This window comes from Streptomyces sp. ActVer, assembly GCF_027270795.1.
In the GTDB taxonomy this organism is placed as follows: Bacteria; Actinomycetota; Actinomycetes; order Streptomycetales; family Streptomycetaceae; genus Streptomyces; species Streptomyces umbrinus_A.
This window is the reverse complement of sequence record NZ_JAPWHT010000095.1, coordinates 1-14,136: the sequence shown is the minus strand read 5'-3', so window position 1 is coordinate 14,136 and position 14,136 is coordinate 1. Positions and strand designations below refer to the sequence as shown.

7 protein-coding genes are annotated in these 14,136 nt (G+C 69.7%); 6 read left to right on the top strand and 1 reads right to left on the bottom strand.

Annotated elements, in window-relative coordinates:
- Positions 1 to 431 precede the first annotated feature (431 nt).
- From O3Q52_RS17830 to O3Q52_RS17820, 3 genes are read left to right on the top strand one after another with little or no spacing between them, the layout of a single operon-like run.
- Positions 432 to 1,745: a hypothetical protein gene (locus O3Q52_RS17830; RefSeq protein ID WP_269649777.1), complete on the top strand. Its 1,314-nt coding sequence runs from the start codon at positions 432 to 434 to the stop codon at positions 1,743 to 1,745.
- Positions 1,742 to 4,297: a ThiF family adenylyltransferase gene (locus O3Q52_RS17825; RefSeq protein ID WP_269649776.1), complete on the top strand. Its 2,556-nt coding sequence runs from the start codon at positions 1,742 to 1,744 to the stop codon at positions 4,295 to 4,297. Before O3Q52_RS17830 ends, O3Q52_RS17825 begins: the two co-directional genes overlap by 4 nt.
- The gene (locus O3Q52_RS17820; RefSeq protein WP_269649775.1) at positions 4,294 to 5,394 is read left to right on the top strand and encodes a patatin-like phospholipase family protein; all 1,101 of its coding nucleotides are present in this window, start codon (positions 4,294 to 4,296) and stop codon (positions 5,392 to 5,394) included. The genes O3Q52_RS17825 and O3Q52_RS17820 overlap by 4 nt, the downstream gene beginning before the upstream one ends.
- Before the next feature lie 89 nt (positions 5,395 to 5,483).
- Here O3Q52_RS17820 and O3Q52_RS17815 read toward each other — a convergent pair whose 3' ends face one another.
- Entirely contained in the window at positions 5,484 to 7,802 is a 2,319-nt protein-coding gene (locus O3Q52_RS17815; RefSeq protein ID WP_269649774.1) for a hypothetical protein, read from the bottom strand.
- A 254-nt stretch (positions 7,803 to 8,056) separates the two neighbouring features.
- Here O3Q52_RS17815 and O3Q52_RS17810 point away from each other — a divergent pair, with 254 nt between their 5' ends.
- The 3 genes from O3Q52_RS17810 (at position 8,057) to O3Q52_RS17800 (ending at position 14,081) form a co-directional block, all read left to right on the top strand.
- Positions 8,057 to 8,953 carry an endopeptidase gene (locus tag O3Q52_RS17810; RefSeq protein WP_269649773.1) on the top strand — a complete coding sequence of 299 codons (897 nt, stop codon included), beginning with the start codon at positions 8,057 to 8,059 and terminating at the stop codon, positions 8,951 to 8,953.
- Positions 8,950 to 13,461: an AAA family ATPase gene (locus tag O3Q52_RS17805; protein ID WP_269649772.1), complete on the top strand. Its 4,512-nt coding sequence runs from the start codon at positions 8,950 to 8,952 to the stop codon at positions 13,459 to 13,461. The genes O3Q52_RS17810 and O3Q52_RS17805 overlap by 4 nt, the downstream gene beginning before the upstream one ends.
- Positions 13,462 to 13,862: 401 nt before the next feature.
- Positions 13,863 to 14,081: a hypothetical protein gene (locus O3Q52_RS17800; protein WP_269649771.1), complete on the top strand. Its 219-nt coding sequence runs from the start codon at positions 13,863 to 13,865 to the stop codon at positions 14,079 to 14,081.
- Positions 14,082 to 14,136 lie beyond the last annotated feature (55 nt).

Genomic DNA, 14,136 nt, shown 5'->3' with positions numbered 1-14,136 from the left:
CGCCTTCCCGGGTCTGGAAGGTGAACCTTCCAGGCCGCTCTAGTGGTGACGCATCCCCGTCTGCCGAGATGGCCGTGGGCTTGGCCGACGAAGGCGTTGAGAGAGGTCGAGCCTGTTCGGGAATTTTGATCATGCCGTTCCGATCGCGGTGCCGCCGCGCATCGCACCCGGGGCCTGCTGCGGGTGCGCCCCCACGCCGCAGCAAGCGCTGACACAGCACGTGGACCGCCCTCCCTGTCACCCGGCCCCGACCCGCGAAGAGGCCACGTGCCGGCGTATCCGGGGCGGGCAAGGGCCCCTGACGTTGGCCCTGTTGACGCATGAAATGCCTGATGAGGCCGTGTTGTCAGTGGCGCATGGTAGATGTGAAGACAGGGAGAATTTGTGTGGTTTCCCCGTTAGTTGATCAAAGCCGAGTGAAGAGGCAGGGCATGGTCGAGACGGAACTTCCCGAGCGGGGGGTGGTGTTCTGGCCGGTCGGCACGGGCGACTCCACCACGATCGTGCTCGGCGGCGACCTGGTCCTCCAGGTCGATCTGCGGGACATGAAGGCCGCCGACGAGAAGGGGGCGGTGGTCGCGGCAGTCATCGACCGGCTGGCGGATACCCTGCCGTGCCCCGACTGGCTGGACGGGGAGACCCCCTACCTCGCGGTGTTCGCCCTGACCCACGCCGACCTGGACCACTGCTGCGGGTTCGGTGACCTGCTGGACAGCGGCATCCTGATCGGGGAGATCTGGGCAACCCCCCGGCTGTGGCGGGAGATCTCCGAGGACAAGACCATGTGCCAGGACGCCCAACTCTTCCAGGACGAGGTCGAGCGCCGCGTCGCCGCCACCTTGGAGGCCCTCGAGAGCGGTGAGGAGCCCGCCAGCGGCGACCGGGTACGGATCATCGGTTACGACGACGACCGCGACCAGCACTCCTACAGCGAGCTGCCCGACGAGTACTTCACCTTCCCCGGCAAGACGATCACGATGATTGACGGCAACGACCTGTCGGAGACGTTCGAGGCGTTCGTCCACGCCCCGTTCAAAGGCGACTGCGCCGGCGAGCGCAACGAGACCTCCCTCGCCCTGCAGATCCGCATGCACACCGGTGACGGCACGACGGGCCGGCTCCTCCTCCTCGGCGACCTCGCCTACCCCACGATCAAGAAGATCTTCGAAAACAGTGAGTACTTCGGCAACACCGGCCGGGTGGAGTGGGACCTGCTGCTCTCCCCGCACCACTGCTCCAAGAAGGTCATGTATGCGCCGGGGGAGGACGGCGAGGAGGAGCGCAAGCAGGACATCCTCGACCAGTTCGAGGCCTACGCCAGCCCGGACGCGCGGGTGATCGCCAGTTCGCGGCCCTTCCGGGACCAGGACGAGAAGGGGCACAACCCTCCCCATCTGCTGGCCCGTGACGCCTACGAGGAGATCACCGTGCTGCCGGTGCTGTGCACGGGGGAGTACCCCACCCAGGACGAGCCCCGGCCGGTGGTGTTCGCCCTGGAGCCCTTCCTCGGGTTCGAACTCGTCGACGTCGCCGAGCTGGAGCACAAGTCCCTGGTGATGAAGGCCGCGGGCGGTGGCCGCCGGATGCTGGCCGCGCTGGGCACTACCCGCTTCCCGGCTGCCGCCTTCACTGCCACCGCGGCGCTTCCCTCCCCGCGGGCGGCCGCCGCCGCGCGCAGCGCCGTCGAGCAGGCCCGCGGAGACAAGGCCGCACCCGCCACGCCCCTGGGATTCGGTGACGCGTGAGCGACCGCACCACTACGGCCGTCACGGCTGGCCAGCAACTTGCCCTCGACCAGCTCCGGCAGGTCACCGGCTCAGCCCGCGGCGGCCTCTTCCTCGCCCATGTGGACACGGCACCCGCCAAGGCCCCCACGGGCTTCGTGGAGGCGCGCATCAGCGTGGGCTGCGCCGGGCTGCCCTGCGCCGAGGACGGGGTGCGGCTGCGCAGCGAGGAGCCCGTCACGCTCTACATCCCGCCGGACTTTCCCTTCGAGGTCCCGCTGGTGTACACCCGGCACAGCCGCTTCGCCGGGGCCCCGCACGTCGTCTGGGCCCATTTCCCCTGCCTGTACCGCTCCACGGCGACCGAGTGGGACCCGCACGATGGCATGTACGGGCTCATCACCCGCCTGCTGGACTGGTTCAGGGCCGCCGCGGCCGGAGAACTGGACGCCCCCGGCGAGCCCCTGCACCCACCCCACGCGGTGGGCGACTACGCGGACGGTCTGCTCGTCGTCCGCCGCGACGCGCCCACCGCCGAGGACGACGAGCCGTGGCTGGGCGCGGCCCTCCTGCACCGCATCAGTGATGAGCGCAGTGACGTGGTCGGCTGGCTCCCCTTCGGCCCACCGTGGCCGCAGACCCTCGCCGATGCCCGCGCCGCAGCCCAACTCCCCAACGACGCCGAGGTGTTCCTCGCCCCGGCCGTGATCACCGCAGACCACCTGACCTTCGAATACCCCGACACCGCCCGGGCGCTCATCACCGCCCTCGCCCGCGGCCGGATCACCGCACGCATGGTCCTTGGTCTCGTCGGCGTGACAGCCGACCACAACCGCCGCCTGCGCACTACCGCCGAGCAGACCGGACCGGACGACAAGCCGCACCCGGCCGCCCCGGTCCACCTGCTGCTGGGCACCCCCTCCCGGGGGACCAGCGGCCACGGCCTCCGCCGGACCCACCTGGTGGCCTGGCACCTGCCCGACTTCGCCGACAAACTCACCCGCCTCGCCGTCACCGCCTACATCGACCGCCAACTGCCCGAACTCGGCGACGAGATCATGCAGATCGGCGAGGAATGGCTCGACACCCTGACCATCCGGTGGATCGGCCTGTACGAGGCCCGCCCCGAGGTCACCGTCCGCCGCGACCACCACACCCCGGCGGCCTGGCTGCACGGCAAACGCATCCTGGTCCTGGGCGCCGGCGCACTCGGCGCGCCCGCCGCCGACATCTGCGCCCGTGCCGGGGCCGCCCACATCACCGTCGTCGACCAGTCACTCGTGCACCCCGGCATCCACGCCCGCCAGCCCTACGCCGACGCCGACATCGGCCATCCCAAGGCCGACGTCCTGGCCGCCCGCCTCAATGAGATCGACCCGCATGCCACCCGCATCGAGCCCGTCGTCGCCGACATCACCCGCCGTTTTTCCGCCCTTGACGTGCACTCCTTCGACCTGATCCTGGACTGCACCGCCAACCGTGTCGTGCGGGCCTACCTCGAACGCGCCCGCCGCACCGACCCGACCGTATGGCCGCACCTGGCCACCGTGATGATCGGCCACCAGGCCACCCGCGGCATCGCCGCGCTCTCACCCCGCTCGGCCAGCGGCGGAGGCACCGACGTGCTGCGCCGTACCGCTCTGACCGCCCGCACGGATCCCACCCGGGCCCTGGTCGACATGGTCGAGGACTTCTTCCCTACCGAGCCCCGCACCGAGCTCTTCCAGCCCGAACCCGGCTGCTCGGACGCTACCTTCACCGGCTCGGCCGCCGACGTCGCCGCCTTGGCCGGACAGCTCATGACCGGCATCCTGCACGCCGTCAGCGCCCCTGACGACCGGCACACCATGGCGGCGCTCACCGTCCGCACCCCGAGCGGCCCCACCGACCCCCAGCCTGCCGGGCCGCGCTGGCTGACATGGCGCAACGACACGATCGTCACCGACGAGGCCACCGGCTACGACGTCCGCATCGCCCCCGCCGCCTTCGCCGAGATGCGGGCCGAAGCCCGCCGTGGCGCCCGCGTCCGCGGCCCCCGCGTCGAGACCGGCGGCATGCTGCTGGGCGCCATCGACGACTCCACCGGCATCATCTACGTCGACGAGGCCACCGGCCCGCCCCCGGACTCCCTGCTGAGCGAGGCTTACTTCCAGCACGGCCTGGACGGCGTCACCCGCCACCTCGCCGCCCGCCGCACCGCGACCGGCAACACCAGCCGCTTTCTCGGCCTGTGGCACACCCACCCCCACACCCCGGCACAGCCCAGCGCCACCGACCGCACCGCCATGGAACTGCTGACCCTGCCCTTGGACGACGCCCCCGCCCGCGCCCTCGTCCTCATCGCCGGCGGACCGCAACCCGTTTGGGACAAATGGCTCGCCACCGGCGACGGACCAGACCTCTACGCCCGCCTCGCCACCCGCACCACCGCAGCCACCACCCCACCAGCAGAGACGCTGCCACCCGGCCGCCCTCACTCGGCCCTCTGGTGGCCCGGCGGCTACGCCACCCGCCCCACCACCGCCGATAGCACCGTGCCCGCCCCTCGCCGATCGGACGACTCCCGCCCATGACCCGAACCCTCGGTCTTGCCCTGTCCGGCGGAGGCTCCCGCGCGGCCGCCTTCCACCTCGGCTGCCTGCGTGCCCTGCACGACCGCGATCTCCTCGACCGCATCCGCGTCGTCTCTGGCATCTCCGGCGGATCCCTGCTCGCCGCCCTATGGGCCTATGGCCCGCCCGACTTCGCCGACTTCGACGCCCGCACCACCGACCTGCTGCGCTCCGGCCTGCAACTCGACATCGCACGCCAGGCGTTCAAGCCCTCCGCGGCCGCCCGCAACCTCACCGCGGCCGCCCGCGCAGGCGCTCGCCAATTGTTCACCCGCACCACCGACGTCAGCGTCGCCCGTCTCGCCAACCGTACCGACGCCCTGGCCGCCGTCCTGGCCCGTAAGGCCTTCGCCACTACCACCATGGCCGACGTCACCCACCCCGGCCTGGACGTCGTCCTGACCGCCACCGACCTGGCCACCACCAACGCCGTCCGCTTCGGCAGCGCCCGCAGCGGCTGTTCCCGCTACGGCACTATCACCGAACCCGTCCACGTCGCCACCGCCGTGGCCGCTTCCGCCGCCTACCCCGCCTTCCTGCCGGCTCTGGAGCGCACCTTCACCTTCCAGCGCCCCGGCGGACACCACGAACAGCACACTGTGCTGCTCACCGACGGCGGCGTCTACGACAACCTCGGCCTGTCCGTCCTGGAACCTGGACGCTCACCGCGCCACACCCAGCACGTCTACGACGTGCCCTTCGTCATCGCGTGCGACGCGGGACTGGGCGAACTCGCCCTGAAAACACCGCACTTCATGGCAGGCCGCCTAAACCGCTCCTTCGCCACCGTCCACCGCAAAGCCCAGGACTCCGCCCGCTCCCGCCTGCACGAATGGGCCGCCAGCGGACGCATCGACGGCTTCGCGCTGGCCTACCTCGGCATGAAGGACGACCGTCTGCCAGCGCCGCCCGCCGACCTCGTCCCGCGCAGCGCGGTGGCTACCTACCCGACCAACTTCCGTGCCATGAACGGCACCCACTTCGACGCCATCACCACCCGCGGCGAACAACTCATGCGCACCGTCCTGCCGATGTACCTGCGCTCTTCCCAGCACTGACATACAACAGCCAGCGCAGTCCTGCGATGCGCACCACCAGGACACCCGCCGCCGTAGCGCGGCGAGGCGAGAGGCGAGAAGCCACGCCCTCAGATCCCCGGGTCGTACAGGTTGCGACGGCAGCTCTCTTGGGCCAGTCCGGGCAGGCCATGCCGAGACCACCAGTGGAGGTGCCCGTCGGAGAACTGCGGCTGGGTGAGGTCCGCCCCGGTCAGCACGATCGGCAGGACGGGATGAACGAACCCTTGATGGTCGTTGAGTGTGATCGGGGGATGCGTGCACAGTCTCTGCAGAGCGTCCCGCTCGCTGGGCTCAAGGTGATCGCGCAGCACGGCGGCCAGGAGGTAGCACTCCACCCGCTGCTCCCGAAGGCGGGTCTGGATGGTGGTCAGCACGTCGAGGTCGTCCTGGTTGATGAGATCGCCCGGCTGGGCACTCAGCCCACCCTTGACCTCGCCGACCACCACCACTGGCTGTGGCCCGTCGTCCAGCACCACCACGAGGTCCACCTCACGCGGCCCACCCGGGAACTGGAAGCTGACGCCCATCTGGCACGTCATCGTGGTGCCGCTGGCAGCGGGCTGCAAGCCGATAGGAAAGAGCTGCTGGTGGTAGCAGGCAAGAACAGTCGCGGCCGCCATCACTGGCCGGGTCTCGGCCATCAGGTTTCGCGTTATGCCGTCTGCGAGTCGGAACTGCCAGTCAAAGCGCCGCGGTGATGCGCCCAGGAGATAGCCGAGCGGAAATTGGCGCCCGCAGTGCGAGCAGGCCATGTCCGCTTCCAGCCGAGGCGCGGGCACCGTGGTGAACCCGCCGCATTCGGGACAGTGCAGCTGGGCGACCGGTTCCAGAAGGCCACGCTGCTGCAGGGCCAGGACCACCTTCGTGGCGTAGCTCGCGCGACCGTTCGGCGTGCTCACGGGCCCGGGCCAGTACCCCCGGTGCTTGTTGGCGAGCCCTACGAGATGGTTGTGGACCAGGCCGTCGGCACTCTTGGACGCCGTGTGGAGCACCTGCCAGACAGCTGGCTCGCATCCGGCCGCGCTGCTGATGCCGCCCAGACGCTCGGCCAGCCCCGTCACCTTGCGCCCGTTGACCTCCTGGCGCGGCTGCCAGGCAGTATCGCGGAAGAGGCCCTCGAGGATGTCGGCGTTGTCCAGCAGGCGCAGGCGCACCTCGTCGGTGCCGCTGTCGGCCAGGACACCGCAGACCCTGCCACCGCGGGCAGGCCGGTGAAACGGCTCCGGAAGATTCGCGGGCTGTGTGTCGAGCAGAGTGCTCAGCGAACGCAGGTTGGGCACCAGGGGCGTCCAGTCGGGATGAGCGGCACGTACATCGGTGAAGGTGACGTGAGCCGCCACGATTCCGGCGTAGTGCCGGTCCGGCCGCCAGCGAGTCGGCCCCACCTGGGGCATCGGCAAGGCCAGAGTCCTCTGCTGCGGCGCAAGGGACACCGAGAATTCCTTAACCGAGGCGGTCAGGAACGGATGGCGTCCACGCCGGGGCAGAGCGTGCGTCACCGAACTGCCGGGCAGTGCGGTGATACCCAAGTCATGCAGCAGGGCGGCGAGATCCTCAGGGACGTGCTGATGCCGGGTGATCAGGTTGATCGTCGGTCCCAGGTCGTGACCGTCCCCCCGCACCGAACGGCCCAGTACGTCCTCGCGCAAGGCGGCGCGGAGCCATTTCTCGGCCACGGTGCGAACCCGGCCGGAGTGCGTCGTCGGCCAGGGCAGAACGTGGTGACCGGCAGCCCGGGTGGTCCACAAAAGCATGAGATCGGCGGCATCCGCCGCATCCACCAGGACGATCATGCTCGTGCAATCATCCGAGCTGTACTCCATGTCGAGGCGGGTCAGACCGATCGGGGTGATCAGACCATCGAAGGCAGGCACGGGCGCATCGACACCGATCGTGCAACTCTCGGCAACGCGAGCGAAGCGGGATCGTAGGTCGGCTGCGGCAGGGTAGTCGCCGTAGTGGCCGAACCACACTTCGAACAACGGGCCCAGTGGATCTGCCGTGTTCCACTCGGGCAGCACGAACGTGTGTTGGGGAGCGGGGTCATCCAGCAGCCACTCCACGCCCAGCACTCCCGGAGCCGCCAGCGGTTTGTGACTGCCGAAGGGGGTGCCGTGATCGGGCTTCCACCGGTAGCCCACTTGATCCGCGACCTCACGCGCTGCTGAATCGCCCGCCACCGGATAGAAGACGTCGACCGCAAGCGCCTCGGCCGCGCGAAGAAGGTCCGGGGCATCGGGAGCCAGCCACGGGAAGTACTTCCCGCCCCAGACACAGGTGCAGGCCTGCACCGCGCTGGAGAGGGCCTCGGCGTCGGGCTGGAGAACCATGCCGACCCGCACCGGCCGGACGCAGATCGTTCCACTGGTGTGCCCGCTCTGAGCCATCTTGTGCGTCCTCGTCCGTCCCGCCCAATCAGCGACAGGCTAGCGCCCAGGGGCCGGGGGACTGTCTGTGCCGGGCGATGCCCGGACCTGGCGCCGTCAACCTGGCTGCGGGCCACGACCATGGGCAACGTCGGCAACCCGATTCCACGTGGCCGGGAGGCGGCCAGGCGGCAGCCACCGTAGAGTGGGCTCCCAACCATGCCGCTGAGACTGATGGTTGGGCAGGGACGCAGGCGCAGGCAGTGGGGGAACGGGTGCAGCAGCACATTGTCGGAGTGCACGGCATCAAGCAGGGCCGTACGTCGCAGCGCGAGCTGATCAAAGACTGGAACAAGGCCCTCAACCGCGGCATCACCGCCCTGCACGGGAAGGACGCAGTGCGCACCGACCCCCGGTTGACGCCCACGCTGGAGATCCCGCACTGGTCCTCGCTCCTGGCGCGGGGCGCGGACCGGTTGGGCCCGTCGGACTTCTTCCCGGACGACTCCACTGCCTTCACCGACGACGAGGAAGCCTTCATCGTCGAGGCACTGGACGACCTTCTGACCCCGCAGGAGCTGGCTCTGGCCGAGGAGTTGGATCCGACGACGCTCGGGCCGCCGAAGCTGTGGCCGGTCAGCGTCACCCGCCGTGCCATGGTCTACGACCGCCGCACCCCAGAGGGGTTCGTCAGCAAGCTCATCATCTGCCTGCGCGAGGTCCGCTTCTACCTGCAGCACCCCAACCTCGCCTCCAAAGTCCACGATCACGTCCTCAAAGCCTTCAGCGATGACACCGCCACCGTCGTCATCGGCCACTCGCTGGGCAGCGTGATCGCCTACGACCTCATCCGGCAGGAGAAGATCGCTGCTCCCGGCACCGCCGGAACCGCCGTGGACACCTTCGTCACCTGCGGCTCCCCCCTGGGCATCCCCGCGGTGCGGCGCGCCATGAACATCCCGGAGCCGGAGCTGCTGGCCATGCCGGCGCACATCACGTGGCTCAACGTGTATGACCCGGACGATGTCGTCACCGGCGCCGCCGGGCTGGCCCTGGGCGCCCGCAACGTCACCGACGTCGAAGTCGACAACGGCAACATCGATCCCCACGCCGCCCAGGCGTACCTGCGCACCCTCCCGGTCGCGCGGGCGGCCACCCGTAGCTGGTCATGACCGAAGAACACGTCCCGTCCACGTTTCATCGGCGCCTGGTCGTCATTGCTGTCAGCGACTACGACAACGGCACCCCGGCCGAGCGGGAGGCCTTCCGCGCCGGCATCAGTGCCCAGGTATCGGTCGTGGAAGACTGGTGGGCGGGCGCACGCCTGGAAGCCGAACGGCGCTTCACTCCTGCAGCCCCGCCTAAGCCGCTGCTCAGCGTGCACGATCTGCGGTGCTTCCTGATCGACCAGGACCTGGCCGACGCCGACGACGACGAAGCGCTGGTCGTCTACATCACCGGCCACGGTCTCGCCCCCCGCGGACGGCAGCATTTTCTGCAGCTGCCCGACACGGATGAGAACCGCCCCCTGGGCACTGCGTTCCCCACGGCCGAACTCATCGCCACCGCCCTCGACTCCCGCGCGGGGCACGTCCTGGTGATGGTCGACTCCTGCTTCTCCGGCCGCCTGACGGACGAACTCCAAGACAAACTCAAAGCATTGGATGAGGACCGCCGAGCTTTGGGATCCCTGGTCGTGCTGACCGCCGGCAACGAAGATGCCAGACCGCGACTTCAGGCCTTCACCTCACTGCTGGCCGCGGTCCGCGCGCACTGCGAAGACCAGACCAACGGATACGCGCGCTCCCATCTGAGCTGGGAAGACTTCCATGCGATCCGCGCCGCAGTCTGGGACCGCACCTCCATGGCGGACATCCACCGCATCTGGCCCCCGGGCGACAGCGTCAGCCTCCAACTCGCCGCTCGCGCGCTGAGTCCCTGCCTGCCCAACCCCGGCTACACCGACACCACCCTCCTCGAGGACGCCCGCAGCCAGGTCGGCTGGAATCGCGCAGACCTGGACGAGTACTGGATCTCCCGCGCCACCGGCCAGATGTCTGGCAGCACCCTCGGCTGGTACTTCACCGGGCGAACCGCTCTGATCACCCGAATGATCGACTTCCTCGACGGTGACGACGGCGTCCTCATCGTGACCGGGCCCGCCGGCTCCGGGAAGAGCGCCCTGCTGGCCCGCCTCGTCACGCTCAGCGATCCCCGATTCCGGGCCGACGACGCCTACCGCTCCTTCCTCGACGCAATCCCCGAACACCTACAAGTCCCCGAAGGCGCTGTTGACGCAGCAGTTCTGGCACGCAACACCGACCCGCACGAACTGTCCGCCGCGCTCTACGAGGCCCTCACCGGACGCCCGACACCGGCCGGTCATGATCCGATTGAGGAACTGCGCGCCTATGTCCGCGCCTTCATGATGCGCAACGGCACACCTCTCACCGTAGTGATCGACGGGATCGACGAAGCCCGCAACCCGCGCCGCATCATCACCGACGTCCTGCGCCCGCTGGCCACCCTGCGCGCCGACGGCCAGCCCCTCATCCGACTCCTCCTCGGCATCCGCAGCCCCGCCACCGCCGGCCCCGACTCCTCCAGTGCCGACCCTGCCGGTCCGACCGGCAGTGATCTCTTGGCCCTGCTGCAGCGGGCAACCGACGCCGGCCCGGCAGTGCGTACCGACGCCCTCACTGCACAGGACGACATCGCCGCCTACACCGCATCCCTGCTGCACGCCGACCCCCAGGCGGGCTCGCGCCTGCTCGACCGCGACGACGACCGCATCAGCCGTGTCGCCACAGCGGTGGCCGAAGAGGTGGCCCCGTCCTTCCTCGACGCCCGGCTCGCCGCCCAACAACTGCACGCCCGTACCCTCCTGCCTCAGCCCACTGACCTGGCCTGGCGCCGCCAGCTGAGACAAGGAACGCACGAACTGCTCCGCCAAGACCTCGCCGATGTGGCCCTGCACGGCGACGCAACCCCCGAAGAACTCCTGGCCGTCCTGCGCGCCACCGCCTTCGCCCAGGGGGCGGGCCTGCCGTGGGCCGACATCTGGCCGGCCGCGGTGAACGCCCTGCATCCCACCTGCGACGACGCGGCAGCCGCCATCCGCCAAGTGGTACGTGACAGCCGACTGACCGGATACCTGACAACCGCCCAGGAAGACGGCAGAACCGTCTACCGCCCCATCCACGAACGCGTCAGCGAGACACTGCGCACCGCACCCCAAACACTCCTGGCCCCCACCGACACACCCACCGAGGGCGGTACCGGGACAGCCGACACCACACCCACTCACCGGCAGCTCACCCAGGCCTTCGCCCGGCTGCTTCCAAGGGCGCCCGAGCACCCCCCGCACCCCTACCTGCGACGGCACCTGATCACCCACGCCGCACTGGGAAACGCAGTCGACGACGACCACATCCCGGCCCACTTCCTGCCCTGGGCGACCCGTGACAACGTGCGTGGTTCCCTTGGCCTGCCCATCACCGCCACCGATCGCATCCGGCACCTGGCCGCGTGGGCCCGCATCGAGCCCTTCGTCGGCGACGCACCCCCCGCCTCCCGAGCCGACAGCCTGGCCCTCGCCCAGCACACCGGCAGCACACAAGCACACACCCCGACGCGGCACCCACAACTACGCCCGCATTTCAACCACCTTCATCTGCCCACCAACATCCTGGCAGGCACTCCCGCCAACCCCTACGCACTGGCCACCTTCCGCACCACCGACGACTCCGTGGTGCTGGCAGCCGCGGACGAGCGGGGCAACCTCACACTGTGGGACCCCCTCTCCGGCAGCCCCTTCGGCACCGCCCTGGAAGGGCTGGGGCCCCATACCCGCGCGCTCACCGTGCTGGATGACCGCTCCGGGGAGCCCTCCCTCATCGTCGGAAGTGACCATGGTCTGTGGCGATGCGACCCTCAGACCGGCGAGGCGGCCCCCCTGCTTGCAGGGCGCATTCGTGCCGTCGCCACTGTCAGCGAGGGTGCACGTCGGCGGGGCCGCCGTGGCACATACGAATGGCCGCTCCTTGCCGTCGCCACCACCGAGGACCTCCTCTTGGTGGACCCCCTCACCGGCCACATCCAGACACGACGGCCCCTGCACAGCATCGGCCGCCTCCAAAGGGAGCAGGATGTCGGCTGGAGGTACCGCGGACCCCTCGTCCACGCACTCGCCGTCATCCCCGTGCCAGGGGCCAGTCCACTGCTCGCCATTGCCCAGGACGGCAGTTATGTCCCCATCGTGAATGCCCTGACGTTCGACGACGCCGGGGAACTGCCGGGCACGGGCAGGGGCGCCTCCGCCGTCGTCGGCTTCGCCACACGTGACCGCGAACCACGGCTGATCGTTGCGTCCCGCTCCGCGAAATCCGTGCGCATCTGGAACCCGCTGACTCGAGCCCAGCACCCACACCAGCCGATCCGGCAGCCCGTGGCATCCCTGGCCCTGCACCCCGGCCCCTACGGCGATCCCCTGCTGGTTACCGGCAGCAGCGTGGACGGCGCCCTCCACGTCTTCGATACCGACACCGGTGTACTCGTCCGCCAACTTCCCACCGAGCACACCAAGATGATCCGCGGCCTGACGGTCTTCACCGGCCCGCAAGCCCAGCCTCTCCTGGCCTCCGCATCGTTCGACCGCACCATTCGCCTGTGGAATCTTCAGGCGCCGGCCGCCGACGGCGATACCGATCATCCCTCGGCAGACCATGTCGCCCTCCTGCCGCACCCGTCCGGGCCACCCAGTCTCATCAGCGGTGGCCGTGCCGGTGAGATCACCGTGCGCTCCGTACAGACCGGCCGGGCAACACATGTGCTGACCGCGCCCGACGACCGCCCCTACAAAGACGTCACCGCACTGACCGCTCTCGAACCCACGCGGGACGCCGCCGAACGCATCGCCATCGGGTACGCGGATGGAAGCGTCGAACTCACCACGGAAGCAGGCTCACGGCGCGTCCTGCTTCCCTCGCGCTACTCCAGCAGCAGGGTCCGGGCGCTGGCCCGCTTGCCCCACCCGGAAACCGGGCAGCCCGTCCTTGCCGCCGCCATCAGCGACTCCCGTGTCGAGTACCTGCCCATTGACGACGGCACCCCCCACCTGCCGATGCTGCGTGCTGAGGCGACCGTGCGGGCGCTCGCCGTGCTGCCCGACACCGGATCACCGGTGCTGGCCATTGCCACCACCCGTGCCGTGCGCCTGCTGCACCCCGGCCACGCTCCGCACATGGGTCTTCCTCAGCGCATCGGGGCCGTGCGCAGCCTGACCGTCGCCGACGGCCGCCTCCTGGCCACCGGTGGATCGGACGGTGTGATCCGGCTGTGGGACCCGTTCGCCCCGCGTTCAGAAACCCATGTGCCGCTGACCGGGCACCAAGGCCCCGTCACCGCCCTTGCTGCCCTGCCTCATCCGAATGCCGACCGTGACCTGCTCGTCAGCGCCTGCTCGGACGACACGAGCATCCGTGTGTGGGACTACCAGACGGGCCAGGAGGTTCTCCGCCTGGTCACCGGCGCACCCATCACCTCGCTCGCCGTGCTCCCCACCGGCTCCGTCAACCGCGGCACCGCCCCTGCGGTCATCGTCGGCAGTCCCACGGGGACGGCCGCTGTCACCGTGCACCTCCAATCCCCAAGCGGCGGCACCACGCTCGAGGACGCCTGAACTGCCCAACCCCGTGGTGCCGACAAGGAGGGCCGTAAGGCGCGACGACTCATCCAGTGCTGTCACAAGCCTCGCCCCTTGGCAGCCCACCGCAGCGTCCGCCTCGCAGGGGAGTAACCGCCCCCCTTACACGATCGCCGCTGCCGCAGCGAACGGTGCGAATCAGCCCCCTCGGCCCTCGTCGCGGGAGTAGCCTCGTTACTGGTCGAGCACATCGGCCCAAGCCGGGGCTGGCCCATGAACAGCCCCACACCGGCAAAGGTGCCCGGGCTTCGTGCACGGCATAGCCGCATCAACTGCGCGCACCACCAGAGCTGTTCAGAGCGATCAGCAGATCCGCATGCGCCCGCCGTCCGCGCACCCGGATCATGGGCCCGGAGCGCAGAACTCGAGGCCATGCCATGAGCAAGGATCACGCCCGCAAGCGCCGGGCCCGGCGTACCGCGCAGCACACCGGATCGTCCTATACCTCCGCCAACGCCGGAACCCTGCACACTCATCCCGCCCCCACACTGGTGCCTGTCAGCGGCGCACCGTTCGGTGTGGCCCACACCGCCGACATGGCGGCCGCCTCCGTGGCCATCGGCGCCGGGCTGGCTGAACCGCCCCGGGTTCGGTAGAGATCTCAGATTGTGGTTGTGACCTGGGGTTTCGTGGATTCCATGTAGTGGTTGG

Bases quoted from the DNA above. Each gene is read 5' to 3' on its own strand.
- O3Q52_RS17830 (WP_269649777.1), top strand. From the start codon at position 432: ATGGTCGAGACGGAACTTCCCGAGCGGGGGGTGGTGTTCTGGCCGGTC.
- O3Q52_RS17820 (WP_269649775.1), top strand. From the start codon at position 4,294: ATGACCCGAACCCTCGGTCTTGCCCTGTCCGGCGGAGGCTCCCGCGCG.
- O3Q52_RS17815 (WP_269649774.1), bottom strand. From the start codon at position 7,802: ATGGCTCAGAGCGGGCACACCAGTGGAACGATCTGCGTCCGGCCGGTG.
- O3Q52_RS17805 (WP_269649772.1), top strand. From the start codon at position 8,950: ATGACCGAAGAACACGTCCCGTCCACGTTTCATCGGCGCCTGGTCGTC.
- O3Q52_RS17800 (WP_269649771.1), top strand. From the start codon at position 13,863: ATGAGCAAGGATCACGCCCGCAAGCGCCGGGCCCGGCGTACCGCGCAG.